Genomic DNA, 25,556 nt, shown 5'->3' on the forward strand with positions numbered 1-25,556 from the left:
CTACTTGTCCTGTCCCGCGGCCTCGCGCTCTTCCTGCCGCAGCGCGGTAAGAGCGGAGGCGATGAGGCCGGTCGGCACCGCCACGATGCCGAGAGCGACCAGCAGGATCAGTACGGTGAAAAGCCGCCCGAGCATGGTCACGGGATAGACGTCGCCGTAGCCAACCGTGGTCAGCGTGATGGCGGCCCACCAGAGTGCGTCGAAAACGGAGCCGAACGCCTCCGGCTGCGCCTCATGTTCGAATTGGTAGACAACCAGCGCGCAGGCATAAAGCAGCACCGTCGCAACGACCGCGAAGATTGCCACCTCTTCTCTTACCGAACGCCACGCGGCGGCCAGCCGTTCCGCGGCCTTCGTATAGCGCGCCACCTTGAGCAACCGGAACAGTCGGAAAAGCCGCAATGTCCTCAGTGCTCTGAGATCGACACCGAACCATGGCAGCACGAGGCCGAGCAGGAAGGGCGCGATCGATAGCAAGTCGACGATGCCGTAGAAGCTGAAGATATAAGCACGCCTGTTATGCGCCGTGAGGATGCGCAGCGCATATTCGAGAGTGAAGATCGCGATGATGACGATGTCCGTAACGACCAGGACGTAGCGTGCCCAGCGCGGCAGATCCGGAAGCGTCTCGATGCCCATCAACAGGGCCGAGATCGCGACAATAGCCAAGAGCGCCAGTTCGACGCGCCGGCCGAGGCCCGGATGATGGCCTTCGAGTGCGGTCCCGATGTGATTTCGCCAGTTCATGCCGCCCTGTCCCGCCGGCGCGGCTGCCCGCGCTCCATGTGGGATAAAGCCATGTCACCGGCTTGGCTGCAACTCCGGCCGCTGCCGCGGGCGCGTCAATGCCGGCTCCAAACTGTGCTTGACACCAGCCACGCGGGTGACGATCAATGCGCCGGTCGGCGGGTGTAGCTCAATGGTAGAGCAGCAGCTTCCCAAGCTGAATACGAGGGTTCGATTCCCTTCACCCGCTCCAGCCTTCCAACGTCAGCTGACAATCCGCAGGTTGGAGAGTTCCTGGCTGATTTCCTTGAACTTCTCCGCCAGGCTGGAACCGGTTGCATTCCAGTAGAGCTTCGCCGGCAGGTTGTTCGCATCCTTGCGGAAGCGGGATTCGGAAGCGCAGGCCTTCAGCGCATCCATTTGCGCCTTTTCCTCGCTCTTGGATGAGCTGAGGTCCAGAGACACCGTCATCACGACGATGCCGGCTGTCTTCGCATTGCTGCAAAGCGCGGCAAACTGCTCGTTGAGCGCCTTGGTGTAGTTGCCGTTCGAATAATCGCTCTTGCTGACGACATTCGAGGTGCCCATGAAGATGCGGTTGGCGCTGGTGCCGTTGTAGCCTTTGCCGGCATAGCCGTAGGACGAATAGATCGACTTGTTGCTGGCGAGGTCGTTGTAGCCGAGCGAAGACGGCGTGTAGTAGGTGTTCTGGCCGTCCGTCAGCACGATCACGACCTTGTCGTTGCCGTTTTCCACTTCGGGCCGCCCCTGGGTGAACGGCGCCGCGCTCGACACCACGCGCCACCCCCACGCCATGCCTTCCGGCACATTGGTGCCGCCGTTCGATGCCATCGCGTCGATGGCGCTGGTCACGGCCGTCTTTCCGGCGCTGCTGGTGACGTCGGTCAGCGGCGTGATGGCAGTTGTCGTGCAGCTCGCATTGGGGCCGCTGCCGGCACTTGCCGCGCTGGTGCCGCTGGGTGCCGGCTCGAAGTATTTCGGCATATATTTCTGCCGGTAGGCGTTGTCCGAGCTGGTGGTGAGGTCGAGCCACCAGTCGTTTTCGGACGCGCGGTTGGAGCTGTCGCGTTTGTCGGTCTCGTCAGGGCCGAACATCGGCACGTAGAGAGTGGCAGGCGTCGCGCTGCTCGGTGTCGCGTCATTGATATTGTAGGGATAGGGCCGCGATTCCACGCACCCCTGCCAGCTGGCGTAAGAACCGTAGTTGGGAACCGATTCATAAACCGGCACCGTCTGGTACGAGCAGGACGAGTAATACCAACTCGTGCACACCCACTGGGTGGTGGTTCCGGTCTGCACATTGCTGTAGCCGGTGATGCGCTGCAGGTCGTCGAACATGGTGAAGCGGGTAACCTTCTGGTTGACCGCCGCTCCCCAGCCCGCGCCTGTCTTGTAGAAGCCGCCGCCCGATGCGGTGACTTTCTTGGCGGCCGGCATGGTCGACCAGTCGAAATTCTCATGATGGATCGGCGAAATGCCATCAGTGTCCATCCACGACGCCGTCTTGTTCGACGCGCCGACATTGACCGAAGCGGCAAACGGAACCACCGCGAACTGCACCGGCTTGGAGATCTGCTTCATCTGCGCGCCTTCGGCGGCGATGGTGTCGACGAGCTGCTTGGCTGCTTCCTTCAGCAAAACCATGCGCTTCTTGCCGGAGCCGGAACCGAGATAGTCCATGGAACCCGAATTATCGAGCACCAACGCCACTTCCAGCGTGTTCTTCAGCCGCACTTCGGAAAGGGCGCTGAAGGCCAGGTTGGTCTGTGTCGTTCCGTCACCGCCCACAAAGGCCTTGAAGGCGCCCAGAAAGAAGGGTTTGTAGCTGGCCTCCGCCGACAGCTTGAGTGTGCCGCCACCGGCATTTTCGTCAGGCAGAACGACCGTCAGCACCGCTTGGCTGGCATCTTCGCCACTGAGATTGGCCTCAAAGAAAGTGTGCGCATAGGCCTTCGCGGCATCGCCGCCGCCGCCGTCCGAAATGTAGCGTGCCGTCGCTATGCCGGCTGCATCGAGTGCGTGCAGAACCGACTGCCGCTGCTGGCTCATCACCGCGTAATCGACACCCAGGGCAAGCCCGCCCATGATAGGCACGATTGCCACCGCGGTGATCAGCACATAATTGCCGCCGCGGTCGTTCCACAACCTGCGAAGCATCTCGGTATGAACCCCAGCCAACGAAAATGACCGGCGATTCTTCATATAGGGAAATTAAGAATCGCTTGAGCGATGCGGTTAATACGAGATAAACCCAAACAAGCAAATTGTATTCAGAGCACTCATGCAAGAAATCTTAAATAATGCTAAATTATTGTGTAAAATATAACGGTTAAGATTTGCAAATTCGTTCGGGCAATCAGCATATTCATAAAATATCACGGCAGAAAAATATTTGATCTATCAAGAAGACTTTCCTGAATCTGCCGGTGAATACACAAACTGTCGGGAGATGCCAACGTGGCCGTAGGCCATGTTCGGCCGATCTGCGGATATGCTGCCGGAACGCGGCGCACGGAGTGGGCTATTGAACCGCCGTATCGACATGCGTATGTGCCTTCCAACGCAATTTTGGAGGTGGCGCGTGTCATCCATCAATCGGTTTCTCGGCGATACGCCGCTGCGCGTGGCATTGAAGCTCGTCGTGCTGTCGTTTCTGGTCGGCATCGTGATGAGCGCATTCGGCTGGTCGCCCTGGGATGTTCTCAACGGGATCCGCGAGTTCTTCGTCCGCATGTGGGATCTTGGTTTCGACGCGCTTGCCCGCTTCGGCGACTACATCGTGCTGGGTGCTGCGATTGTGGTACCGGCTTTTATCATATTGCGCATTCTCAACTACCGACGCTCCTGATGCGCGTCATGCATATGAGGCTGCCGTTTCGAACATTATCGCGTGGCGCTCTGCGAGCTCGCTGACATCGTCGGCGTAGCCGCCGCCCACCACGCCAACGAGCGGTATGTCGCGGCCCCGGAAATGCGCGATCACACGCCGGTCGCGTTCTCTTATCCCGTCATCGGTGAGTGAAAGCCGTCCCAGGCGGTCGTGCACGTGTGGGTCCACCCCGGCATTGTAGAAAACGATGTCGGGTGAGAGTGCTTCCGCGATCCGGCCAAGCGCGTCGTCGAGGCACTCAAGATAGGCGGCATCTCGCACGGCGTCGGGTAGCGCGAAATCATAACGCGAAGGCACCTTGCGGGCGGGATAGTTCTTTTCCGCATGCAGCGAGAAAGTGAAGACCCGGGGTTCATCCGCAAATATCTCGGCCGTGCCGTCGCCCTGATGCACGTCCAGATCGACGACCAGAACGCTGCTCACGCGCCCCGCGGCGAGAAGCACCGACGCGGCAACGGCGACATCGTTGAATGTGCAGAACCCCGCGCCATGTCTGCGCCTTGCATGGTGGCTGCCGCCGGCCGCATTGCAGGCGATGCCGCCGGCGAGTGCAATATCGGCCGCGATTACCGTACCCGCCGAAGCCAGCCGCGCCCGCAACGCAACCCGCTCACCGATCGCAAAGCCGATCTCGCGCTCAATGGGCTTCGGCACCTCGCAGCGCAACACCTGATCGACATAGTTCGCGTCGTGCGCAAGACGCAGCCATGCGGCTGGGGCGGGCGCCGATTCCACCAGTGTGCCGTCACGCGCCAGCCCACGGGCGCGCAAGCTGCGCATGAGTGCAGAGTACTTGCCCATCGGAAAGCGGTGATTGACCGCAAATTTCGCGTCGTAGTCGGGGTGATGGACAATCGGCAGAGCCATAGCTTCTATCTAGGGCCTGTGCGTGCGCCTGGGAAAGGGGGGCGCACAAACTGTCATGGGGTTGGCGGCTTGCCAGGCCGGCCAGGCTTGCATGGCACGGCCGATATGTGCAGATGCAGCTAGTAGCATCGCGCCACCGGGTTTCATCCATGACCGAACAGACAAGCTCAGAAGCCAGCCGGCGCCCCTTTGTGGTGACCAACCGTTCGGTACTTGCCATCGCCGTGCCGATGACGGTCGCGTTCCTGACCACACCGCTACTGGGCGTCGTCGACACCGCCGTTGTCGGGCAACTGGGCGATGCCGCGCTTCTTGGCGGACTTGCGATCGGCGCCGTCACCTTCGATCTGGCATTCGCAACCTTCAACTTCCTGCGCACCGGCACGACCGGCCTTGTCGCGCAGGCGATGGGCCGCGAAGACGACGCCGAACAGCAGGCCGTGTTCTGGCGTGCGCTTGCCATTGCCGCAGTATCCGGCCTGGTCACGATCCTGCTCGCGCCGCTTCTGCTTTATGTCGCGGGCGTGTTCTTCGCCCCTGAGGCCGCCGTCTTCGACGCGCTCGCGCTTTATGTGGGCATTCGAATATTGGCAGCTCCGCTGTCGCTGATGAACTATGCGATCCTCGGCTATGTGCTCGGCCGTGGCGAAGGTGCGCTCGGGCTCGTGCTGCAGCTCGTACTCAACGGCTCCAACATTGCCCTGTCCATCTTCTTCGGCCTGACGCTCGGCTGGGGGCTTGAAGGCGTCGCATGGGGCACGGTGTGCGGCGAACTCATAGGCGCGGTCGCGGGGCTTGCGATCGTCGCGGTCCGGTTCCTCCGTGCCGGTCTTGTGCCACGCACGCGGGTCTTCGACCTGCAGGCACTGGGCGCCATGTTCACGCTGAACCGCGACATTCTGATCAGAACCTTCGTGCTGATGGCCTCCTTCGCACTTCTGACCCGTCAGGGTGCCCAGCTCGGCACGCTGACGCTGGCGGCCAACGCCGTTCTGATGAACTTCTTCCTGGTCGCCACCTATTTTCTGGACGGCTTTGCCGCCGCGTCCGAGCAGCTGGCCGGGCGCGCCGTTGGCGCACGCAACGGCACCGCATTCCACCGCTCCGTGCGGCTTGTCGCGATATGGGGTTTCAGCATCGCGCTGGTGCTGATGGCGGTTATCCTCGCTTCCGGCGACCGGCTGATCAACCTGATGACAACGGCGCCGGATGTGCGTGCCCTGGCGGCGCTCTATATTATCTGGATCGCGGCAACGCCGCTGTCAGGCGTACTTGCCTTTCAGATGGATGGCGTTTTCATCGGCGCCACCTGGTCGCAGGACATGCGCAACGCGATGCTGCTATCGTTCGCATTATATCTGGTCGCTTTGCTGTCGCTGGGAGCGCTGTACGGCAATCATGGCCTGTGGGCTGCCCTGCACATCTTCCTGCTGGCGCGCGGTGTCTCGCTATACCTGATCATGCGGCGCCGTGCGGCGGCGCAGTTCGGCTCGTGAGCTAATCGCCGAGCGGCTGTGCGGCCCACCGGTCGACCGTGCTGTCGCGGATGTCGAGGATCGAGCTCAGCCCTTCGCGCTCGGCCAGTTGAGCGAGACCACGCACAATATGCGCCGGAAGACCGGGGCCGCGATAGATCATGCCGGTATAAAGCTGCACCAGATCGGCTCCGGCGCGAATTTTCTCAACTGCCGTTTCGGTGCTGTCTACGCCACCCACGCCGACAAGCGTCATGTCGGGACCGACTGCCTTGCGCATTCTGGCGAGCACCGCTGTCGATCGTGCAAAAAGCGGTTTGCCCGACAGTCCGCCCGCCTCGCCTCGCGCCGCGCTTCGCAGGCCGGCACGCCGTAGCGTGGTGTTCGATACGATCAGCCCATCGACCCCCGCATCAGTCGCTTCCCGGGCGATCGACGATATTTCCGCTTCATCGAGATCGGGCGCGACCTTCAGGAATATCGGCACACCTCGGTCGCCTGGCGCTGCGTTTCGCGCCGCGATGACCCGCGCCAGAAGTTCACGCAACGCGCCCGCCGACTGCAGATCGCGCAGGCCGGGCGTGTTGGGCGAGGAGATGTTCACAACCAGATAGTCGGCGAGCGGTGCAAAGGTTTCCACACCGGCGACATAATCGCCGACGCGGTCGCTGCTGTCCTTGTTGGCTCCCACGTTCACGCCGACAATGCCCGGCCTTTTGCGGCGCCCGAGCAGCCGCCGACGGGCAGCCGCGTGGCCTTCATTGTTGAAGCCCAGCCGGTTGATGACGCCGCCGTCCTCGCGCAGTCGGAACACACGCGGCGCCGCGTTGCCCGGCTGGGCCCGGGGCGTCACGGTGCCAACCTCCGCGAAACCGAAACCCAACCCCAGCAGGGCGTCTGGCACCTCGGCGTTTTTATCATAGCCGGCCGCCATGCCGAGCGGGTTGGCGAAGGTCAGCCCCGACCGTTCGACAACAAGGCGCGGATCGCGCGGCAGGCTTGCGCGGACGGCGCCGGCCGCCAGTGCCCGCAGCGAAAGCTTGTGGGCAGCCTCCGGCGGCAGCTGCAGGAGAAGGCGCTGGCCGAGCGCGCCGAGCATCCGGGTCAAGGCTCCAGCGGCGGAAAGACGTGCTTTCCGTCGGAACCGAGCGGAAGCGGCCTCGCCCAGTCGACCGCCGCAAGCGGAAGAGGTGCGTAGAGATGCGGAAACAGCGCCCCACCGCGCGAAGGCTCGTATTTCAGCGCTGCGCCGAGTTTCGCTGGGTCGACGGCGACAAGCAGCAGGCCATCCTGTCCTGCAAAGTGCTTCTCGGCCGTTTCGATCACCTGCGCTGCCGTGGAGAAGTGAATGAAGCCGTCGGCGAAATCGACCGGTGCGCCGTCGAACTGGCCGGCAGCTTCCGCCGCCCGCCACAGTGCGGCGGGGCAGATTTTGTAGATGAACTTGTCCAAAGCACGCTCCTGACTGCGGCCCGGCTATAGCTTTGATCGTATTTCAGGCGCAATGGCTGCTATGATGCGGTTCGCAAAATTGGGGAGTTCACCATGCGCAATATTGTCCCGACGGTTTTCGTCCTGGCAGCGGCCCTTCCATTCGCCGGACAGGGCCTGGCGGCCGAGCGTTTTCAGCTTGAGCGAACCGAAGGCGGCTTCGTGCGCATGGACACCGAGACCGGACAGATGTCGTTCTGCGAAACGGGTTCGGACGGGCTGGCCTGCAAGGATGCAGGCGGCGGCAGTCCGGCCGGCGCCGGCCGCATCGATGCGCTCGAGAAGCGTATCGATGCGCTGGAAAAGCGCATTGGCGAGTTGGGTGCAGGCACGGCCCACAACGCACTGCCTTCCGATCAGGAGTTCGAACAGACGATGAGCCTGATGGAGCGCTTCATGCGCCGGTTTATGGGAATCGTGAAAGAGTTCGAGACTGAAGCCGGGCAAGAACAGGAAGCTGCGCCGGATCGGACTTGAGGGTCTGGACCGGTCTCTCCCGTTCGACGCGATGCAGGATCGGCAGGTTTTTGTCATAGCCCAGGCCGACAAACACGATCGACAGCACGAACATGACGCAGGCAAGCAGGAACGCGCCCTGCGCAAACCGGCCGTAGACTTCGCGAACCGTGTTCCGGAACACCTGTTTGGACTCCGGGTTCACCGGCCGGCTCTTGTCATCGAGGTATAGCCACATCTCCGTGTGGCGCGGGCTTTTGCGGCCTGCCTCGAATGCCTTGACGAGCAGGATGGTCGCCATAGCCAGCGCCATCACGGCACCGGCCCGGAATGCGATTGCCGGATTGAACGAAAAGCTCAGCATGACCAGGCCGATGGCGAGCCAGCCGAAAAGCACGGCCCTGCCGACGCATATCATCGCAACCTGGCGGAACTTCTCCATCAAGCTTCCCTCCGGCTATCTGCGACTTTAGGCCAATGCCGCAAGCGGGCAAATCACAACCCGGCGAGCGGCAGGACGCCCATTGTTGCATCGCAGCTTGAAAAGCGGCGGCATCCCCGCATAATCCAGGGAGGGAGGCACGCCCTTGCGGCGATGCGTGGGCGTGGAGGTTTCGTGGCATCTGGCTGCAAATTCGTCATCGCTGACGATCATCCACTGTTTCGCGGCGCGCTGAAGCAGGCGCTGGCCGGCGTGGAGGGCGAGAACGCCGTTCTTGAGGCGGGCGACTTCGATTCCACCAAGGCGCTGATCGCGGACAATGACGACGCCGACCTTCTGCTGCTCGACCTGACGATGCCCGGAGCCAGCGGCCTGTCGGGCCTGGTTGCCCTGCGCGGCATTCATTCCTCGATGCCGATGATCGTCGTTTCCGCGCGCGACGATCCCGAGACCATCCGCCGCTCGCTCGAACTCGGCGCATCGGGGTTCATCTCCAAGTCCGCCGGCATGGATGTCATCCGCGAGGCTGTGAAGACGGTTCTTGCCGGCGGCGTCTATACGCCCGAGGGCATTGAGCTCGGCTCGGAGGGCGATCCCGAGATATCCGACGTCATCAGGCGGCTTCAATCGCTTACACCGCAGCAGACGCGGGTGCTCGGCATGCTGGCGGAAGGCAAACTCAACAAACAGATCGCCTATGAGCTTCAGGTTTCAGAAGCGACGGTGAAGGCACATGTCTCGGCCGTGCTGCAAAAGCTCGGCGTGGACAGCCGCACACAGGCAGTGATCATGCTTTCGCGCATCGGAGCCGACCCGGTCAGCTAGCCTATTCGGCTGCCGCCGGCAGACGCTGAAGCCGGTTGAGCACCGTCCGCAGCGCCGCCGGTTTTACGGGCTTGTTGAGCACCGGTATCTCGAGTTGCGCAGCCTGCGCGCGAACTTCGTCGGAACGGTCCGCGGTGATCAGAACGGCCGGCAGCCCTGCGCGGTGAAACTGACGGATGCGCCGGATCGCTTCCAGCCCCGTTTCCTTGTCGAGATGATAGTCGGCAAGGACGATGTCCGGCTTGGCCGCACCGCTGCCGAGCTCGGCATGCCGCTCCCAGCTCGGCTGGGTTTCGACCACGCAGCCCCAGCCTTCGAGCAGGAGGCGCATGCCGTCGAGAATGCCGGCATCGTTGTCGATACAAAGAACGGCCATGCCGTCCAGCGCAGTCAGCGGACGCTGAGGCGGATCGTCGGCAACAGTTTCGGTTTCGACCGCCTCGAAAGCCGCAGTCGGCACGATGACTGAAAACCGTGTGCCCTTGCCCGCGAACGACTCAATCTGGATTTCAAGCCGCAGCACGCGAGCGATGCGATCGACAATCGACAGGCCGAGCCCAAGGCCCTGCGCTTCGCGCACACCTTCTTCAAGCCGGGTGAATTCGCGAAACACGGTGTTCAGCTTGTCGGCGGCGATCCCGATGCCTGTGTCGTGCACCTGCAGCTCGATCAGTCCGCCGCGACGCCGGACGCCGACCAGAACCCGCCCCGAGCGGGTGTATTTGATCGCGTTGGATACCAGATTCTGAACCAGCCGCCGGAACAGGTTGCGGTCGGTGAAAATGGTCGCGCTTGACGGCACGATGCGCAGGTCGAGGTTCTTTTCATTCGCCAGCGGCTGAAAGTCCGTCTGGATCTGGCGCAACAGCCCATCGATGCTGAATACGGATTTGGCGGGTTTCAGCGCCCCTGTGTCAAGGCGCGATATGTCGAGCACCGCGCCGAGAATCGTTTCCACGGAGTCGAGCGAAGACTCAATGCTCTGCACGGTCTCGAAGCGCTTGTCGCCCTCGGCGGTTTCCATCACCGACGCGCAGTAGAGACGTGCGGCATTGAGCGGCTGCAGGATATCGTGGCCGACGGCTGCAAGAAATCGTGTTTTGCCCAGATTGGCCTCTTCGGCGATCACCTGCGCCTGGGCCAGCTCCTCGTTCACTTCGACCAGCTCGGCGGTGCGCATTGCAACACGCTGCTCCAGCGTTTCGTTGGCGCGCTTCAGCGCCAGGTCTGCCTCCACCCGCGCGGTGATGTCGGCATAGGTGGCGACGATGCCGCCATCCGGCATCGGGTTGGATTTAACCTCGATGGTCCGGCCGCTGGCCTTGAGCTCCAGTTGCCAGGGCTGTCCGACCGTCGTCAGTCGCTCCAGCACGTGGTTTTCACGGTCGGGAGAGATTTCGCGGCGGTCGATTAGGTCGCGCAGAAACTCGGCCATCGAAATGCCGACCTGGCCCAGCTGGTCGGGCAGCCCGAACAGGTTCCGGTATTGCCGGTTCCAGCAGATCAGGCGCAGGTCCTTGTCGAAAACCGTAATGCCTTCTTCCATCTGGTCGAGCGCAGTCTGCAGCAGGTCGCGGTTTTGCTGCAGTGCCTCGGAGGCATCGTCGAGCAGCCTAAGCGCATCGCGCGCCGATCTGTCGTTGCGCTGAAACATCAGCGACAGAATGAGCCGCGACGACGACGATCCGACGGCGCTGGCCAGCAGTTGCTCGGAGAAACGAATAACGGGCATCGACGCCTGCTCGGTGCCGACGAGCAGGACGCCCTCCTTTTCCTCGTAGCTCTGGAACGACCTTTCCGTCCGCTCGACGCCAAGATAGCGGCCGATTGTGTCTTTCAGGTCGTTGACCGTGACCGCGGTACGAAAGCGGCGCAGCACCGGGCGCGGATTGGCATCCCGCGGGACGAACAGCGCTGCCTGGATACGCTCCAGCGCATAGGCCTGCCGGCTCAGCGAGCCGAGTACGAAAAACAGCGTGTTGATCGCCAAGCTCCACATCACGCCGTGATTGAGCGGTTCGGCAACGGTGCCGAACAATGCCTGCGGGCGCAGGTCAGCAATGCCGAACAGCCCGGTGCGCAGAATTTCGGTATCTGGCGGCGCCAGCGAGGGCAGCAGAAGCGTGTAGGCCCAGGTGAGGCCGCCGGCGATCATGCCCATGGCGGCGCCGCGGGCGTTGGCGCCGCGCCAGATCAGCCCGCCGAACAGAGCCGGCGCAAATTGCGCGATCGCGGCAAAAGAGATCAGGCCGATCGCCGCAAGGCGCGTGTTGTGGGTGGTCTCGCGATAATAAAGAAAGGCGGCAAACAGAACGATGAAGATCGCCGCGCGGCGGATATTGAGAATGGTCGCGGTAAGGTCGGCCTTTTCGCGATAGTCCGGGCGCAGGTAGCGGCGCAGGAAAAGCGGGATGGCAAGGTCGTTGGAGATCATGATGGACAGCGCCACGCTGGCCACGATCACCATGGCGGTGGCTGCCGAAAGCCCGCCCACGAACGCTGCCAGTGCAAGCAGGTCATTGCCCTGCAAGAGAGGCAGCGAGAGCACGTAGAGGTCTGACGTGGTTCTGTCGCCGACCGTCGCCAGACCCGCAAACGCGATCGGCACCACGAACAGGTTGATCAGAACGAGATACAGAGGGAACAGCCAGCTTGCGGTCTTCAGCTCTTCTTCGGCGCGGTTCTCAACTATGGTCACATAGAATTGCCGCGGCAGCATGATAATCGCGAATCCACTGAGCGTGGTCAGCACCACCCAGGTTCCGAGCGACGTCCGGTAGCCCAGGGCAGCGGCAACGTCCGCGTTTTCGGCCGTGCGGCGGAAAAGATCTGACGGCCCGTCGAAGAAGAAAAACGTGACGGCGATGCCAAGCGCCAAAAATGCTGCGAGCTTGACCACCGATTCCACCGCGACAGCCAGCACCAGGCCGTTCTGGTGCTCTGTCGCGTCGGCATGGCGGGTTCCGAACAGAACAGCGAAAACAGCGAGCAGCATCGCCACCATCAGAGAAATGTCGCCGATGAAAAGGTCGTCTGCGGGCGGGCGGCCGTTGTAGTGTTCGACCAGAAGGCTGACGGAATCCGACACGGCCTTCAGCTGCAACGCAATATAGGGGATGGTGCCGAGCGTCGCGATGATGGTCGCGATCGATGCAACGGCGAAGCTCTTGCCGTAACGGGCGGCGAGAAAGTCGGCGATCGAGGTGATCTTCTCCGATTTCGCCAGCCGGATGATCTTGCGGATGACCGGAAAACCGAAAACGAAAAACAGGACCGGGCCGAAATAGATCGCCAGGAATTCCCAATTGCGCTCCGACGCCAGCCCGACAGAGCCGAAGAACGTCCAGGACGTGCAGTAAATTGCCAGGCTGAGCCCGTAGATGATCGGCCTCGGGCTGTCGAAGCGCCTGCGCGCCGCGTAGCGGTCGCCGAGGCTGGCGATCGCAAACAGCAGCGACACGTATGCGAGCGCGACAATTGCAATTGCCCATCCCTGCACGGGCAAGTCCTCCCCTGGCCCGCTGGCGCCGGCCTTTTACGCGATGCAATCACAGCCGCCCGGTGCTGTCCATCGCCTCTCCGGCTTGCTTTGGCTGCGAAATTGCATAACCCTTGCATTTCATCGCCTGCGTCCAATGGCGGCCAGGCACTAATTCTGCGAGGGGAGACATCTAAGTGCTCAAGGAATTTCGTGAGTTCATTGCCAAGGGCAATGTCATGGATCTGGCCGTCGGCGTGATCATCGGCGGGGCATTCGCGTTGATCGTGAAGTCGCTCACCGACGACGTCATCATGCCCATTGTCGGTGCGATCTTCGGCGGCCTCGATTTCTCCAACTATTTCATCGGCCTGTCGGACTCGGTGACGGCGACAACCCTCGAGGCTGCTCGCGAGCAGGGTGCCGTGCTCGCATATGGCAGCTTCATCACCGTACTGCTGAACTTCCTCATCCTTGCCTGGATCATCTTCCTGATGGTGAAGGCGGTGAACAACATCCGCCGCAGCATGGAGCAGGAAAAAGTCGAGGATGCAGCACCTCCGGCACCGCCTGCCGACGTCAAGCTGCTGACCGAGATCAGGGATCTTCTGGCCAGGAAATAGAGCAGATATCACCAGCCCGCCTGTGGGCCAACAGGCGGGCTTTGCCTGGATGCCATCCGCGGCGCTAGACAGGCGGCTGCAATATTGCCCGCCCCTCACACCGTTCCGGATGAACCAATGGCTCTGATCGATGATTTGCGCGCCCAAGCGCGCCTTGCTCCCGAAAGCGGCATTGTAGCCGTGGCCAATTACGGGCGCGGCCGGGAAGGCCTGATCCCGCTTTGGGCCGGCGAAGGCGACTTGCCGACGCCGGACTTCATTTCCGCGCCGGCGGCACGTGCGCTCGAGGGCGGCGAAACCTTCTATACCTACCAGCGCGGCATACCCGAACTCAGGGTATCCCTTGCCACGTACCATTCCCGGGTATTCGGCCAGCAATTCTCGCCCGAGCAGTTTTTCGTTACCGGCGGCGGCATGCAGGCAATCCAGCTGTGCCTGCAGGCAACGGTCGGCGCGGGGGACGACATCATCTATTTTGCCCCTGCGTGGCCCAACATCTTCGGCGCCTCGCTCGTGGGCGGAGCCAATCCCGTCGCGGTGGGCCTGGATTTCGGCGCCAATGGCTGGGCGCTCGATACCGATCGCCTGGAAGCAGCCGTTACCGACCGAACACGCGCCATTTTCGTCAACTCGCCGTCCAATCCGACCGGGTGGACCGCGGACACCGAGACGCTGCAGCGCATTCTGGAGCTGGCCCGCCGCCGGGGTCTGTGGATCATCGCCGACGAAATCTACACCCGCTTCTACTACGGCGGCGCGCGTGCCCCTTCCTTCCTCGACATAATGGAGCCGGAAGACCGTATCCTGTTCGTCAACACGTTCTCCAAGAACTGGGCCATGACCGGCTGGCGCATCGGCTGGATCATGGCCCATCCCGAGCTCGGGCAGACCTTCGAGAACCTGATCCAGTACTCCACCTCGGGCGTCGCCCAGTTCATGCAGCGCGGCGCCGTGGCGGCGCTCGAACAGGGCGAAGCTTTCGTCGAGATGCAGGTGGAGCGGGCTCGCAGCGCGCGCGACATCATGTGCGGCGCGCTCGAAGCGACCGGCCGTGCGCGTGTCAGCCCGCCGCCCGGCGCGTTCTACCTTTTCTTCGCAGTGGATGGCGTTACCGATTCGCTTGAGGCGGCATTCGACATTGTCGACAAGGCGAACGTCGGCCTGGCGCCGGGTTCGGCGTTCGGCGAGGGTGCGGAAGCCTATTTCCGCATCTGCTTCAACCGCCGCCTCGATCAGGTCGAGCAGGCGGCCGAACGGCTGGCGTCCTGGATTTCATCACGCTGACCGCTCGCCATTGCCGGCAGGCGGCTGAGCCGCGGAACTGGCGCCCGCAGGCGGCGCGTCGCGTTCCAGCAGATTGGCGAGATGGGCAGCGCTTTCGACCAGGCTGCGGCGCGCTCCGGCGTCGAGCGCCTTCAGCCGCGTCAGTGCCGCCTCCCCCAGCGGACGCGGCGCTCCGGCGACGATCGCCCGGCCAGTGTCCGTCAGCCTCGTATGCACGATGCGGCGGTCGGCCAGGGAGCGATAGCGTTCGATGATGCCGCGCAGCTCCAGATTGTCCAGGATTGTCACCACCGTTGCGGCGCTGAGATCCGCATAGGCCGACAGCGCGGTCGTCGTCACCTCGCCGAGTTCCAGAATGCCGCGGCAGACGACGAGCTGGGCCGAGGTCAGCCCACACTGCTTGGCCACCGCCCGCGACTGCACGTCGTTTGCCCGCACGATACGCCGGATCGCCTTTTCGAGTGCCAGTGACTGCTGGCGCAGGCTGTCAGCCTTTGCCCGATGTCGAGGTGCCATACCAGTGTCTCATTTGACTTCTAATAATTAGAATTATAACTAACGGCGCGAAAACGCAATCACCCCTCAGGAGGCTCAACGGACATATGTGTGGAATCTGCGGCGAGATACGGTTCGATAATACGCCGCCGTCTGCGACGGCAATGGCGGCAATGCTCGACGCGATTGCGCCGCGGGGGCCCGACGGGTCCGGCTACATCCAGCACGGCAGCGTCGCGCTGGGTCACCGCAGGCTGAAGATCATCGACCTGTCCGAAAAGTCGCGACAGCCGATGACCGATTCCGCGCTCGGTATCACCATCGCTTTCAACGGCTGCATCTACAATTATCCCGAGCTACGCTCGGAGCTCGAGGCGAAGGGCTATTCCTTCTTCTCGTCAGGCGACACCGAGGTCATTCTCAAGGCATGGCACTGTTGGGGCGAGGAGGCAGTCGGCCGTTTGCACGGCATGTTCGCCTTCGTCATTTCGGAACGCGAAAGCGGCCGCACGGTCATGGTGCGCGACAGGTTCGGCATCAAGCCGCTCTATTATTCCGAGCTGCCCGGCGCGATCCGGTTTGCGTCGTCGCTGCCCGCACTGGTGAAATCCGGCGGCGTCGACACCTCGATCGACCGCGCCGCCCTGCACAATTACATGAGCTTCCACGCCGTGGTGCCGCCGCCGCGCACAATCCTCAATGGCGTGCGCAAGCTGCCGCCGGCGACGATCCGAATCATAGAGCCGGACGGCTCCAAGACCGACCGCATATACTGGAACCCGCCCTTCGACCGCGACCCGGCAAACAGCGGCCTGTCGGCGCAGGACTGGCGTGAGCGCGTACATGACGCGCTGCGGCTTGCCGTGAAGCGCCGAATGGTGGCTGACGTGCCGGTCGGCGTGCTGCTGTCGGGCGGCGTCGACTCGAGCCTGATTGTGGCGCTGCTGGCCGAAGCCGGTCAGCACGGTCTTATGAGTTTCTCGGTCGGCTTCCAGGAGGCAAAAGGCGAGAAGGGCGACGAGTTCGTTTATTCCGACCTGATCGCCGAACGTTTCGGCACCGATCACCATAAGATCTTCGTGCCCTCGTCGGAGCTGATGGACGCGCTGCCCGGAACCTTCGCAGCAATGTCAGAGCCGATGGTGTCGTACGACAATGTCGGTTTCTATCTTTTGTCGAAGGAGGTTTCCAAGCACATCAAGGTGGTGCAGTCGGGCCAGGGCGCTGACGAAATATTTGCCGGCTATCACTGGTACCCGCCGCTGAAGAATTCGAACGATGTCGTGGGCGATTATACCCGGGTCTTCTTCGACCGCGACCATGCGACCTTGAAGACACAACTCGGCGATGAGTGGATTGCCGAAAGCGACGTCAGCCGTGAACTGGTTGCCGAACACCTCAACCGGCCAGGCGCGGACACTCCGGTCGACCGGGCGCTCAGGCTCGACGGTACGGTCATGCTCGTCGACGACCCGGTAAAGCGCGTCGACAACATGACGATGGCCTGGGGGCTGGAGGCACGGGTGCCGTTCCTCGATCACGAGCTGGTGGAGCTCGCCGCCCGCATCCCGCCCGAGCACAAGCTGCGCGACAACGGCAAGGGCGTGCTCAAGGACGTCGCGCGCAAGGTGCTGCCCTCGGAGGTCATCGACCGCAAGAAGGGCTACTTCCCGGTGCCCGAGCTCAAATATATCGACGGGCCCTACCTCGATCTGGTGCGCGATGCACTGGGTTCGGCAGCGGCGCGCGAGCGCGGCCTGTTCCGGCAGGACTATCTCGACCGCCTTTTCGCCAACCCGGCCGATCATATTACGCCGCTACAGGGCTCCGAGTTGTGGCAGGTCGGGCTGCTCGAACTCTGGCTGCAGACGCATGGGATCTGACGCAATGACCGGCGAAAGCAAGAAGGCGGGCTCCAGGCGGCAACGCGCCGGCGGGCAGATGAGTGTGCGCCTCAAACGCATGCGCGGCGAATCGCTCAAGCCGCCGATCGCTTCGGTGGCCGAAGACGGCGAGGCGGCGAAACCGCAAGCCACGCTCGATTGCGGCTGGGGCAAGCTGATCTTCGCCCAGACCTTCAAAACCAATGAGGGCGTCGTCGAGGCGCTGCGCGGCGAAAGGCGGGACCGCAGGGACATCGCTTTCTACGTGCGCGACCCGCATGTGCTTCTGTCGCTTGCACCGCAGGAGATCTTTCTCGACCCTTCGCATTCCTACAGGCTGGAACTGCCGACGTACCGTGCCGGCAGCCGGCAGCCGCGCGGCTATTTCATTCGGCGCCTGTCGTCGCAAAGCGACGCGGAGGCGGTGAACGCCATTTATGCCGCGCGCAAGATGGTGCAGGTGAACCCGGATTTCTTCTGGTCGAGCCGCGACAGCCGCTCCATCACCTGTTTCGTGGCCGAGGATGAAGCGAGCGGCGAGATCATCGGCACCGTAACCGGCATCGATCACGGCCGGGCATTCGCCGATCCCGAGCGCGGCTCCTCGCTATGGTGCCTGGCGGTCGACCCGCAGGCCCGCCATCCCGGCATCGGCGAGATGCTCGTGCGGCGCGTCGCCGAACATTTCAAGGCGCGCGGTGCCGCCTTTCTCGATCTCTCCGTCATGCATGACAACGAGCAGGCGATTTCGCTCTACGAAAAGCTCGGCTTCCACCGCATCTCCATCTTTACCGTCAAACGCAAGAACCCGATCAACGAGAAGTTCTTCGCACCGCAGATCGAGTCCTACGACGCGCTCAACCCCTATGCCCGTATCGTCGTCGACGAGGCGCGGCGCCGCGGCGTGCATGTCGACGTGCTCGATGCCGAGGGCGGCTTCTTCAGGCTCTCTTTTGGCGGCCGTTCCATCAAATGCCGCGAGGCGCTGTCGGAACTGACCTCGGGCGTTGCCATGTCGATCTGCGACGACAAGGCAGTCACGCGCCGCGTGGTGGAGAAGGCCGGCCTAACCGTGCCCGAACAGATTGAGGCAGACAGCGGCGAAAAGCGGGTCGCGGCGTTTGTGAAGAAGCACGGCCGCGTGGTGGTCAAACCGGCGCGCGGCGAACAGGGCCGCGGCGTTGCTGTCGGTCTTGAGAAGCCGCAGGACGTTGCGGCCGCGATCGCCGGCGCGCGCGAGGTCTGCGACCGCGTTTTGGTGGAATCCTGCTTCGACGGCAACGACCTGCGGCTGGTCGTCATCGACTACAAGCTGGTCGCGGCGGCACTGCGGCGTCCGCCGCAGATCGTCGGCGATGGACGGCGCTCGATTGCCGAACTGATCGGGGCGCAGTCGCGCCGGCGCGCGGCGGCCACAGACGGCGAAAGCACCATCCCCGTCGACGATGAAACCGCTCGCTGCCTCGCCGCGCAGGGTTTCGGCCTCGACGACGTGCCGGACGAAGGCGCCGAAATCCTTGTGCGCAAGACCGCCAACCTCCACACCGGCGGCTCCATCCACGACGTCACCGACATCGTGCATCCCGAGCTTGTGGATGCTGCTTGCCATGCAGCGCGGGCCATCGGCATTCCTGTCGTCGGCATCGACTTCATGGTGCAGGCGCCCGACAGGCCCGATTACGTGTTCATCGAAGCCAATGAAAGGCCGGGGCTGGCAAACCACGAGCCGCAACCAACGGCAGAACGTTACCTGGACCTGTTGTTTCCGATGTCTCGGGTGAGGCATGATGAGATGGCTGCGGAAACATGAAATGCCGAAACTGAATATAGACACCGATTTTCTGATCGACTCGCTGGAGGCGTTGCTGTCGATCGACAGTCCCACGGGTTACACAGACAACGTGGTGCGCCACACCACCGAGGAGCTGCAGCGCCTCGGCCTGGAGCCGGAGCTGACGCGCCGCGGCGCGATCCGAGCCGTCATGCAGGGCGGCCGCCGCGAAGGGGCGCGTGCCGTCGTCACCCATCTCGACACGCTGGGCGCGCAGGTGAAACGCGTCAAGGAGAACGGGCGGCTGGAGCTTGTGCCGATAGGCCACTGGTCGGCCCGTTTCGCCGAGGGTGCGCGGTGCAACATCTACGCCGAGACAGGCAGCTTCCGCGGTTCCATTCTGCCGCTCAAGGCGTCGGGCCATACATTCAACGACGAGGTCGACACCCAGCCGGTCGGCTGGCCGCACATCGAACTGCGCGTGGACGCGATGACACAGTCCTATTCGCAAACGCGCTCGCTTGGCATCGATGTCGGCGATTTCGTCGGTATCGACCCCGGCACCGAGTTTCTGGAAAACGGGTTCATCAACTCGCGCCACCTCGACGACAAGGCCGGCGTGGCCATCGCACTGGCGGCGATCGAGGCGCTTAACCGCGAGCGGCCCAGGCTGCCCGTCGACATCCACTGGCTGTTCACGATCGCCGAGGAGGTGGGTGTCGGCGCGGCGTCGATCGTCACACCCGACATCGCGTCGATGGTCACGGTAGACAACGGCACCTCAGCGCCCGGCCAGAACTCCGCCGAATTCGGCGTCACCATCGCCATGGCCGACCAGTCGGGCCCGTTCGATTATCACCTGACGCACAAGCTGGTGGAGTTGTGCCGGGAAAACGAGATCGACTACCAGAAGGACATTTTCCGCTACTACCGCTCGGATTCGGCGTCGGCTATCGAGGCAGGGCACGATGTGCGCACCGCGCTTCTGGCATTCGGCATCGATGGTTCGCACGGCTATGAGCGGGTGCACAGCCACGCGCTGACCTCGATTGCGGAGCTGATCACTGCTTATGTAGCCTCGCCGCTCGGTATCAAGCGGGACATGCAGCAGCTGTCCGATCTGGAGGGCTTTACCGAGCAGCCGATGGAGGAAGCCGAACAGCCGCCTCTGCCGCCCGAGCCGGACGGCTAGGCAAAGGCGCTACTGGCGGCGGAATTCGATCTCGCCCGAGACGACCCAGCTGTTCGACGCCCGGTCGAAGAACTGGCTCTGAACCAGAAACACGTTGTCCTGTGGCGGGGTCACGAAGGTGCGCACCTTCACCATCTTGCCCGCGTCTTCCACCTGGGCTTCGGTGACGATCATGTTTTCGGCAATGCGCAGCGTCGCGTTCACAAGCCCGTAATTTGCGGCCGCACCGAGAAAGTTTCCGGTCAGCTGGTCGCCGACAAGGCTGAGCTTGCCTTCGAGTTTCTGCGCGCCTTTCGTGGTACCGCATTTGCCGGTGTTGCTGAGCGCCGCTTCCTGCGGGTTGTAGCTGGCCGAGATGCGGCAGGTAATCTTGGTCAGGTCCGAGCGGAGATTGGGCCTCGCCTCGCCGCTGCCGCGCCAGTCGCCCTGATAGGCGGCGAGAATCTCCGCACCTTCCGCGGCATGCAGTGGGCCCGCCGCGGCGATCCCGATGAAAATGGCGGCTGCCGATCCGGCGATGAGCTTGTAAAATCCCGGCAAGACCAAACCTCTCTCGTTTCAGGCAGCGCGCCCCATAAGCCGCCGAAGTGTCAGGATCAAGGCGGGCAGGAAAGCGAGGTTCGCCACCAGCGCCACGCACAGCGTGGTGATGATGAGGAAACCGAGATTGGACACCGAGGGCAAGCTTGAGAACAGCGTGCCGAACGATCCCGCGACGAACATGAAGGTTGCCGAAACCAGCGCCGGCGCCACTTCCAGTATCGCCTCATGCATCGCCTTGCGGTCAGTCATGCCGGACCTGTGATTGGCCAGGAACGCGTTGATCACATGCACTGCGTTGTCGATCGAAATGCCGAACGCGATGGTGAGCGCGATAACATGCGCGATATCCATCGGCTGGCCGATCGCCCACAGCGCGGTTTCGATGAACAGCACCGGGATGAGATTGGGCAGCAGCGCCGCAAGCGAAACCAGCGGCGCCCGCGACCCAAGCATGATGACGAAAACGCCGAGCACGATTGCGATGATCAGGCTGTTGCGCAAATCGTTGACGATGTTGGGTATCTCGATGGCTGCCAGGATCGGATAACCGGTCACCACCGCGCCTTCGATGCCGTCGGCGGAGAGCGCGCGCACAACGTCGTCGGCGGCAGCAAGAGCTGTCGCCGGGTCCATCCCATAAGGTACCGAACCGGTGATCAGATATTCGCTTCTGTCGTCCGAAAGAAACCGCCCGCGCATATTGTCGGGCGCTTCGTCCATTGCCTCGTCCAGCGCCGATGCCGACATGCCTGTTGTGGCGACCCGCGCCAGCGAAACCGTCCGGTCGCGGCCGATCTCGCCGCCGAAGGCGCGCTCGGCTTTGCCCAGCGCATCCAGTGCGTCCTTGTCCGACCAAGTCTCGCCTTCGGGCACAGGCAGCAGCATGTAGATCGGCGCCACGCCGCCGAATATATCCACCGCCAGCTCCTCGCCATTTGCGGCTTCGGAATCGCGCGGCAGCTGGGCGGTGATGTCGTGTTGCTCGTCGACGAAAATGTGGCCTGTCGAAAACACCGCCGCAGCCACAACCGCCGCAAGACCGACCAGCCCGGGCCGCCAGATCGCGAAACGCGAAACCGCATCGCCCACGGGTTCGAACACGCCTTGTCGTTTGCCCACGCGGATGCGGTTGCCGAAATAGTAGAGCAGCAGCGGCATCACCACCATGACGGCAATGAAGGCGATCATCACCGCCGTGGAGCCCAGAAACGCCAGAGAGCGCAGCGCCTGGTTGCCGCTGAAGGCAAACGAGCCGAATGCAACCGCAGTTGTGATCGAAGTCATCGAGTTGGCGGGTCCGACGCGACGGATCGCGGCTTCAATCGCCTCGCGGCCGTCGAGCCCGTGATACCGTATGGCCGACCATGTGAAGAACAGCATGATCGTGTCGGCCAGCGCCAGCACCATGCCAATCGTCGGCAGCGCGGTGGAGAGATAGTTGATACTCGAGCCGCTGATCGCGTAGCCGCCCAGCACCCAGGCAACGGAAGCGAGTGCCGGAATCGAGCAGATGGCCGCCGGGATGATTGCCCGGAAGGTTGCCAGCGAGACCAGGAACACCATGGTCACGCCCAGGATCGTAAGCAGCGTCTGGTCGGAGATCAGCGCTTCCACCGCGTCGGCGCGCAACAGCGGGTAACCGACGAAATCGAGCTGCAGGCCAGGCGGCGCGATATCGCGGATTTCCTGCAGCAGCCGGTACACCGGCTCCGCTTCCGGCGCGTTGCCGTTCTCCTCCGAAAACGGGCTTTCGATCGAGATCAGCGCGGCGTTTCGGTCAATGCGCGCGAACTGGGAAATAAGCGGGTCGCCCCTGCCCGCGCTGGCAATAATGGCGCGCACATCGTCGGTTTCGGAAAACCGCTCAGGCAGGGCCGATGTGATAGCGCCGCTCGCAGGATCGATCTTGGCGGCGGTAAAGAGTGAAAATACGCTTTCCACACCGTCGACCAGCGTCAGGTCGAGATGCAGGTTGCGCAGCTTTTCGATGCCTTCGGGATCGTAAAGGTCGTCAGCCCGAACGATGATGCCGAGATCGCCGGAAAAGTCGCGAAACTCGTTCTGAACCCGGCGATAGCTGAGGAATGCCTCGCTCTTGCCGGCGAGCACGTTGAGCACATTGCCGTCGAAATGAAGGCGCGGTATGGACGCGATGCAGATCGCCGTCGCCACCACGATAATGGTCGCGAAGATACGCGGGAAGCGCACGACGAAAATCCCCAGCGCTTCAAGCCCGAAGCCGAAACTCTTCAGCTTATCCTCCTGTCCCGCATGTCATGCCTTGCGGGCAAGGCAAGCCCGCGTCACCAGTGCGTTCGTCCCTTCGGGGAATTTCCGCGCGGTTCTATGACAAAAGAATAGAGGAGAGGCAAAACAAAACAGCACGAAACCGCGAAGGGGGTTAACCCTGCGCGGTTCGCAAACGGTTTGTTTGTACCGGGCGCCTGTTCAGCGCTGGACGACGATGCGTACGTTTTTGAGGCCGACACTGCGCGTCAGATTGTAGAGCGTGCGCGCGTTGGAAACGTCGAGGCGCACGCAGCCGGCTGACGCCGGACGCCCGAGCCGGCTTACCTGATTGGTGCCGTGCACGGCGAAATTGCCGCTATAGAAGATCGAATAAGGCATCGGCGCATTGTTGTAGCGGCTCGAACGGTGGTTTTTGGACAGCCATTTCGCCGACCATGAACCTGTCGGCGTCACCTTGCCCTTGCGTGCAGTCGAAACGCGCCAGCGGTATTTCACCCGCCCATGCTGCGTTACCGTCATTGTCTGGCTGGAAATGTCCACCCTGGCGACCACGCTGGCGGCGTTGGCCGTGGCCGGGATGGCCATGGCAAAGGCGAGCGCCAGGCTCGCCGCGGCAAAAACCGATTTCATGATACTACCCCTCATCTGCCCGAAATCCGAGCCAACGAAGCTAGTCAGCAAAGATTTCACCCGGGTGAAAGGATAGGCTTAAGCCGCGCTTGCTGTCACGCCGCAAATCCCGCGCTTTGGCGCAAGACTTTGTGAGTATTCGCCGCTGCCGCATTTGCGGCGGCGGCGCGGAACCGGGGCTGGTTTAGCGGATCAGACCCGTTCCACAGACTGCACGACGCCGTTAGTGTCGACGAAGCAGACCGCCTGGCCGGAGCCGACCGCCAGGTTGACCTGGAAGGTGCCGTTCGGGCCTGCCATCGAGCTTACCGGCAGCACGCTTTCCGTCGTACCGAGCCGTGTCGCGGCTTCCGAGGCGCACAGCAGCTGCAGGTCGGCCGGCGCGGTTTCGCCCGTGCTGCGCACGGCGCCCGCCTTGGGCTGCATCGTCGTCGAACAGCCGGCCGCCAGCACGGCGGCCATCAATATGGCCGATGCGGCAAAGCCCCGGCTTGAGGTTGCGCTGCGTGTCATCCCGTCTCCCCCTCAAACGCCTTTGTAGAGTGCCGCGCCCTGCAGCAGCACGATCACCTTGGCGCCAATCTCCACCTGATCGTAAAGATCGGTAATCTCGTCATTGACCATGCGGATGCAGCCGGACGAGATGTTGAGCCCGATCGACCAGGGCTGGCTGGTGCCATGGATACGGAAGATCGTGTCGTGTCCGTTTTCATAAAGATACATGGCGCGCGCGCCGAGCGGGTTGTCGGGCCCGCCAGGCATGCCGTCTTTCCATTTCGCCGCGTTCGGGTCGCGCTCCACCATTTCGGCCGGCGGCGTCCAGGTCGGCCATTCCGCTTTGCGCCCCACCTCCACGATGCCGGCCCAGCCGAAACCTTCGCGACCGATGCCGATGCCATAGCGCATCGCCTTGAAACCGGGCAGCACGAGATAGAGGAAATGCCGGTTGCCGTCGATGATGACGGTGCCCGGCTTCTCCGCGGTGCGGAAATCGACGACCTGGCGGCGGAAGTCCTCCGGCGTCTGGCCGTGCGCCTGATAATATTTCATCGCCTGCTTGGGATCGTAATTCACCCACTGGCGCTTGATCGGATCGAATATCTGCGTCTCGAAAACCTGCGCTCCAGCCGAGGTTGCGAACAGCACGGCCGATGCCAGCGCGGCAGCGCCAACGGCAAACGAAGCGAACGCGCCGCGCCATCCGGCGGCGAGCCTGGCGAGCCCCTGTGTCATCGTCATTGCATCCATTCCTTCAACCTGTCCTCGTTCCGGGCAATCCATTCCGATGCCACCTGGGCGGCCGGCTTATGCTCGACCTGAAACGCGTAGCTGATCGCCGTGATGTCGGCGGCTTCCAGCGCCATGTTGGAAAGAAACCGCGCGAATTCCGGTTCGTCTTCCTCGAGCCGTTTGGCGTAGGCGACGTGAAAGTGCGAAACGTCCCATGCCGTTTCGGCGCGCGATTTCTGCAGCCAGTACGGATCGTCGGCACGCTTGATCAGATTCCAGCGCTCCGGGTCGTAAGCTGGCTCCTCGAGCACCACGAGCTCGTGGAGATCGAAGACGTGGTGCGGCGCGTAGCAATAAAACACCATCGGGCTGCCGAAAGACGCCGCGACGTCGACCGCTGCCATGGCGATCTCTTCCGGCAATTCGACCAGCGACATGGTGCGGAAATAGCCGTAGCTGCGGGCGCGAATATATTCGATCTCCGTCGATGACCAGGTCGGCGCACCGATCCAGATTTCGCCCTTGCCGTCATTGTCGCTGTCGAAGCTGACCGCCATCTGAGGATCGGCCAGGTCCGCGACGGCCTTGATGCCGGTCATCTCGGCCGTTGCTTTGGTGACGCAGACATTCTGCCTGGCCTCCACGCCATGGTCACCGACCACGATGGAGCCGCGCTCATTCAGACGCTCGAGCGCGCCTGCGAGATTGGGAAACCACAGTTCCGGATGCACGTCTGCGGAGCCTTCGGCCATGTCGGCCAGCAAGGTCATGGTGCCGCGCGGAAGCAGTTCGACCTCGACGCCCATGCTCGCTGCGGCCTGCGCGATGATCTGCGCCGTAACATTGGCCGAGGGCCATGTCGGAACGCCGATTACAACGGGTTCGGCGATGGCCGGCGCGGCGGCAAACAACAGGCCCGCGGCAAGCGGAGTCGATAATCGCAGCGTCTTGCGGGGCGGCATCAAAACCCTTCCTCTTCGGTCG

General features: G+C 62.8%; 23 protein-coding genes and 1 tRNA gene. 10 read left to right on the forward strand and 14 right to left on the reverse strand.

Annotated elements, in window-relative coordinates:
• Nucleotides 1-747: an ion transporter gene (locus EP165_RS05700; protein WP_127520514.1), complete on the reverse strand. Its 747-nt coding sequence runs from the start codon at nucleotides 745-747 to the stop codon at nucleotides 1-3.
• 158 nt (nucleotides 748-905) lie between these two features.
• Between EP165_RS05700 and EP165_RS05705 the strand changes: the two genes are divergently transcribed.
• Nucleotides 906-979, forward strand: a tRNA-Gly gene (locus tag EP165_RS05705).
• Nucleotides 980-990: 11 nt separating this feature from the next.
• Here EP165_RS05705 and EP165_RS05710 read toward each other — a convergent pair.
• Entirely contained in the window at nucleotides 991-2,904 is a 1,914-nt protein-coding gene (locus EP165_RS05710; protein ID WP_127520515.1) for a TadE/TadG family type IV pilus assembly protein, read from the reverse strand.
• A gap of 424 nt (nucleotides 2,905-3,328) precedes the next feature.
• On the opposite strand from EP165_RS05710, the gene EP165_RS05715 reads away from it, so the two are divergent.
• Nucleotides 3,329-3,595 carry a DUF6460 domain-containing protein gene (locus EP165_RS05715; protein ID WP_127520516.1) on the forward strand — a complete coding sequence of 89 codons (267 nt, stop codon included), beginning with the start codon at nucleotides 3,329-3,331 and terminating at the stop codon, nucleotides 3,593-3,595.
• A 6-nt stretch (nucleotides 3,596-3,601) separates the two neighbouring features.
• Here the strand turns inward: EP165_RS05715 and EP165_RS05720 are convergent, their stop codons facing one another.
• Nucleotides 3,602-4,504, reverse strand: coding sequence for a histone deacetylase family protein (locus EP165_RS05720; RefSeq protein WP_127520517.1), 903 nt, complete (start codon nucleotides 4,502-4,504; stop codon nucleotides 3,602-3,604).
• 149 nt (nucleotides 4,505-4,653) lie between these two features.
• Between EP165_RS05720 and EP165_RS05725 the strand changes: the two genes are divergently transcribed.
• Nucleotides 4,654-6,000, forward strand: coding sequence for an MATE family efflux transporter (locus EP165_RS05725; RefSeq protein ID WP_127520518.1), 1,347 nt, complete (start codon nucleotides 4,654-4,656; stop codon nucleotides 5,998-6,000).
• A gap of 1 nt (nucleotide 6,001) precedes the next feature.
• Here the strand turns inward: EP165_RS05725 and EP165_RS05730 are convergent, their stop codons facing one another.
• Together EP165_RS05730 and EP165_RS05735 are read right to left on the reverse strand one after the other, a co-directional pair.
• A complete protein-coding gene (locus EP165_RS05730; RefSeq protein WP_127520828.1) occupies nucleotides 6,002-7,078 on the reverse strand; it encodes a quinone-dependent dihydroorotate dehydrogenase in 1,077 nt (358 codons plus the stop codon).
• A gap of 5 nt (nucleotides 7,079-7,083) precedes the next feature.
• The gene (locus EP165_RS05735) at nucleotides 7,084-7,431 is read right to left on the reverse strand and encodes a DUF952 domain-containing protein (protein WP_127520519.1); all 348 of its coding nucleotides are present in this window, start codon (nucleotides 7,429-7,431) and stop codon (nucleotides 7,084-7,086) included.
• Nucleotides 7,432-7,524: 93 nt separating this feature from the next.
• On the opposite strand from EP165_RS05735, the gene EP165_RS05740 reads away from it, so the two are divergent.
• Nucleotides 7,525-7,947, forward strand: a complete 423-nt coding sequence (locus EP165_RS05740) for a hypothetical protein (RefSeq protein ID WP_127520520.1) — start codon at nucleotides 7,525-7,527, stop codon at nucleotides 7,945-7,947.
• Here the strand turns inward: EP165_RS05740 and EP165_RS05745 are convergent.
• Nucleotides 7,877-8,368 carry a hypothetical protein gene (locus EP165_RS05745; RefSeq protein ID WP_501981658.1) on the reverse strand — a complete coding sequence of 164 codons (492 nt, stop codon included), beginning with the start codon at nucleotides 8,366-8,368 and terminating at the stop codon, nucleotides 7,877-7,879. The two genes, EP165_RS05740 and EP165_RS05745, sit on opposite strands and share 71 nt — an antisense overlap.
• Nucleotides 8,369-8,542: 174 nt before the next feature.
• Between EP165_RS05745 and EP165_RS05750 the strand changes: the two genes are divergently transcribed.
• Nucleotides 8,543-9,193 carry a response regulator transcription factor gene (locus EP165_RS05750; protein ID WP_127520522.1) on the forward strand — a complete coding sequence of 217 codons (651 nt, stop codon included), beginning with the start codon at nucleotides 8,543-8,545 and terminating at the stop codon, nucleotides 9,191-9,193.
• Nucleotide 9,194: 1 nt separating this feature from the next.
• Here the strand turns inward: EP165_RS05750 and EP165_RS05755 are convergent, their stop codons facing one another.
• Nucleotides 9,195-12,692 carry a PAS domain-containing hybrid sensor histidine kinase/response regulator gene (locus EP165_RS05755; RefSeq protein WP_127520523.1) on the reverse strand — a complete coding sequence of 1,166 codons (3,498 nt, stop codon included), beginning with the start codon at nucleotides 12,690-12,692 and terminating at the stop codon, nucleotides 9,195-9,197.
• A 176-nt stretch (nucleotides 12,693-12,868) separates the two neighbouring features.
• On the opposite strand from EP165_RS05755, the gene mscL reads away from it, so the two are divergent.
• Both mscL and EP165_RS05765 read left to right on the forward strand, forming a co-directional pair.
• Nucleotides 12,869-13,294: a large conductance mechanosensitive channel protein MscL gene (gene mscL, locus EP165_RS05760; protein WP_127520524.1), complete on the forward strand. Its 426-nt coding sequence runs from the start codon at nucleotides 12,869-12,871 to the stop codon at nucleotides 13,292-13,294.
• A 117-nt stretch (nucleotides 13,295-13,411) separates the two neighbouring features.
• Complete coding sequence (locus EP165_RS05765; RefSeq protein WP_127520525.1) at nucleotides 13,412-14,578, forward strand: pyridoxal phosphate-dependent aminotransferase; 1,167 nt, start codon at nucleotides 13,412-13,414, stop codon at nucleotides 14,576-14,578.
• Here EP165_RS05765 and EP165_RS05770 read toward each other — a convergent pair.
• Entirely contained in the window at nucleotides 14,570-15,094 is a 525-nt protein-coding gene (locus EP165_RS05770) for a MarR family winged helix-turn-helix transcriptional regulator (protein ID WP_127520526.1), read from the reverse strand. The two genes, EP165_RS05765 and EP165_RS05770, sit on opposite strands and share 9 nt — an antisense overlap.
• 86 nt (nucleotides 15,095-15,180) lie before the next feature.
• On the opposite strand from EP165_RS05770, the gene EP165_RS05775 reads away from it, so the two are divergent.
• The 3 genes from EP165_RS05775 to EP165_RS05785 are packed head-to-tail and all read left to right on the forward strand — an operon-like array spanning nucleotide 15,181 to nucleotide 19,919.
• Nucleotides 15,181-16,956 (forward strand): N-acetylglutaminylglutamine amidotransferase, encoded by a 1,776-nt coding sequence (locus EP165_RS05775; RefSeq protein WP_127520527.1) that lies wholly within the window; start codon nucleotides 15,181-15,183, stop codon nucleotides 16,954-16,956.
• Nucleotides 16,957-16,960: 4 nt separating this feature from the next.
• A complete protein-coding gene (gene ngg / locus EP165_RS05780; RefSeq protein ID WP_127520528.1) occupies nucleotides 16,961-18,766 on the forward strand; it encodes an N-acetylglutaminylglutamine synthetase in 1,806 nt (601 codons plus the stop codon).
• 1 nt (nucleotide 18,767) lies between these two features.
• On the forward strand, nucleotides 18,768-19,919 hold the full coding sequence (locus tag EP165_RS05785; protein WP_127520529.1) for an osmoprotectant NAGGN system M42 family peptidase: 1,152 nt from the start codon (nucleotides 18,768-18,770) through the stop codon (nucleotides 19,917-19,919).
• Nucleotides 19,920-19,928: 9 nt separating this feature from the next.
• Here the strand turns inward: EP165_RS05785 and EP165_RS05790 are convergent, their stop codons facing one another.
• The 6 genes from EP165_RS05790 to EP165_RS05815 all read right to left on the reverse strand — a co-directional run bounded on the left by EP165_RS05790 (nucleotide 19,929) and on the right by EP165_RS05815 (nucleotide 25,534).
• Nucleotides 19,929-20,459, reverse strand: a complete 531-nt coding sequence (locus EP165_RS05790) for a hypothetical protein (protein ID WP_127520530.1) — start codon at nucleotides 20,457-20,459, stop codon at nucleotides 19,929-19,931.
• A gap of 18 nt (nucleotides 20,460-20,477) precedes the next feature.
• Nucleotides 20,478-22,670, reverse strand: a complete 2,193-nt coding sequence (locus EP165_RS05795) for an efflux RND transporter permease subunit (protein ID WP_127520531.1) — start codon at nucleotides 22,668-22,670, stop codon at nucleotides 20,478-20,480.
• A gap of 240 nt (nucleotides 22,671-22,910) precedes the next feature.
• On the reverse strand, nucleotides 22,911-23,342 hold the full coding sequence (locus tag EP165_RS05800) for a L,D-transpeptidase (RefSeq protein WP_127520532.1): 432 nt from the start codon (nucleotides 23,340-23,342) through the stop codon (nucleotides 22,911-22,913).
• Nucleotides 23,343-23,534: 192 nt separating this feature from the next.
• The gene (locus EP165_RS05805) at nucleotides 23,535-23,855 is read right to left on the reverse strand and encodes a hypothetical protein (protein ID WP_245440034.1); all 321 of its coding nucleotides are present in this window, start codon (nucleotides 23,853-23,855) and stop codon (nucleotides 23,535-23,537) included.
• 12 nt (nucleotides 23,856-23,867) lie between these two features.
• A complete protein-coding gene (locus EP165_RS05810) occupies nucleotides 23,868-24,581 on the reverse strand; it encodes a L,D-transpeptidase (RefSeq protein ID WP_127520533.1) in 714 nt (237 codons plus the stop codon).
• Entirely contained in the window at nucleotides 24,578-25,534 is a 957-nt protein-coding gene (locus EP165_RS05815) for an ABC transporter substrate-binding protein (RefSeq protein WP_127520534.1), read from the reverse strand. Before EP165_RS05815 ends, EP165_RS05810 begins: the two co-directional genes overlap by 4 nt.
• Between the last annotated feature and the right edge of the window lie 22 nt (nucleotides 25,535-25,556).

The sequence above is a fragment of the Mesorhizobium sp. Z1-4 genome, from assembly GCF_004000235.1.
Lineage (GTDB): Bacteria > Pseudomonadota > Alphaproteobacteria > Rhizobiales > Rhizobiaceae > RCIO01.

What these genes read in the sequence shown, in the direction of transcription:
- EP165_RS05775 (WP_127520527.1), top strand. Translation starts at nt 15,181, where the DNA reads ATGTGTGGAATCTGCGGCGAGATACGGTTCGATAATACGCCGCCGTCT.
- EP165_RS05765 (WP_127520525.1), top strand. Translation starts at nt 13,412, where the DNA reads ATGGCTCTGATCGATGATTTGCGCGCCCAAGCGCGCCTTGCTCCCGAA.
- EP165_RS05745 (WP_501981658.1), bottom strand. Translation starts at nt 8,368, where the DNA reads ATGGAGAAGTTCCGCCAGGTTGCGATGATATGCGTCGGCAGGGCCGTG.
- EP165_RS05805 (WP_245440034.1), bottom strand. Translation starts at nt 23,855, where the DNA reads ATGACACGCAGCGCAACCTCAAGCCGGGGCTTTGCCGCATCGGCCATA.
- EP165_RS05770 (WP_127520526.1), bottom strand. Translation starts at nt 15,094, where the DNA reads ATGGCACCTCGACATCGGGCAAAGGCTGACAGCCTGCGCCAGCAGTCA.
- EP165_RS05710 (WP_127520515.1), bottom strand. Translation starts at nt 2,904, where the DNA reads ATGCTTCGCAGGTTGTGGAACGACCGCGGCGGCAATTATGTGCTGATC.
- EP165_RS05720 (WP_127520517.1), bottom strand. Translation starts at nt 4,504, where the DNA reads ATGGCTCTGCCGATTGTCCATCACCCCGACTACGACGCGAAATTTGCG.
- EP165_RS05815 (WP_127520534.1), bottom strand. Translation starts at nt 25,534, where the DNA reads ATGCCGCCCCGCAAGACGCTGCGATTATCGACTCCGCTTGCCGCGGGC.
- ngg (WP_127520528.1), top strand. Translation starts at nt 16,961, where the DNA reads ATGACCGGCGAAAGCAAGAAGGCGGGCTCCAGGCGGCAACGCGCCGGC.
- EP165_RS05810 (WP_127520533.1), bottom strand. Translation starts at nt 24,581, where the DNA reads ATGACGATGACACAGGGGCTCGCCAGGCTCGCCGCCGGATGGCGCGGC.
- EP165_RS05730 (WP_127520828.1), bottom strand. Translation starts at nt 7,078, where the DNA reads ATGCTCGGCGCGCTCGGCCAGCGCCTTCTCCTGCAGCTGCCGCCGGAG.
- EP165_RS05785 (WP_127520529.1), top strand. Translation starts at nt 18,768, where the DNA reads ATGCCGAAACTGAATATAGACACCGATTTTCTGATCGACTCGCTGGAG.
- EP165_RS05800 (WP_127520532.1), bottom strand. Translation starts at nt 23,342, where the DNA reads ATGAAATCGGTTTTTGCCGCGGCGAGCCTGGCGCTCGCCTTTGCCATG.
- EP165_RS05740 (WP_127520520.1), top strand. Translation starts at nt 7,525, where the DNA reads ATGCGCAATATTGTCCCGACGGTTTTCGTCCTGGCAGCGGCCCTTCCA.
- EP165_RS05700 (WP_127520514.1), bottom strand. Translation starts at nt 747, where the DNA reads ATGAACTGGCGAAATCACATCGGGACCGCACTCGAAGGCCATCATCCG.
- EP165_RS05725 (WP_127520518.1), top strand. Translation starts at nt 4,654, where the DNA reads ATGACCGAACAGACAAGCTCAGAAGCCAGCCGGCGCCCCTTTGTGGTG.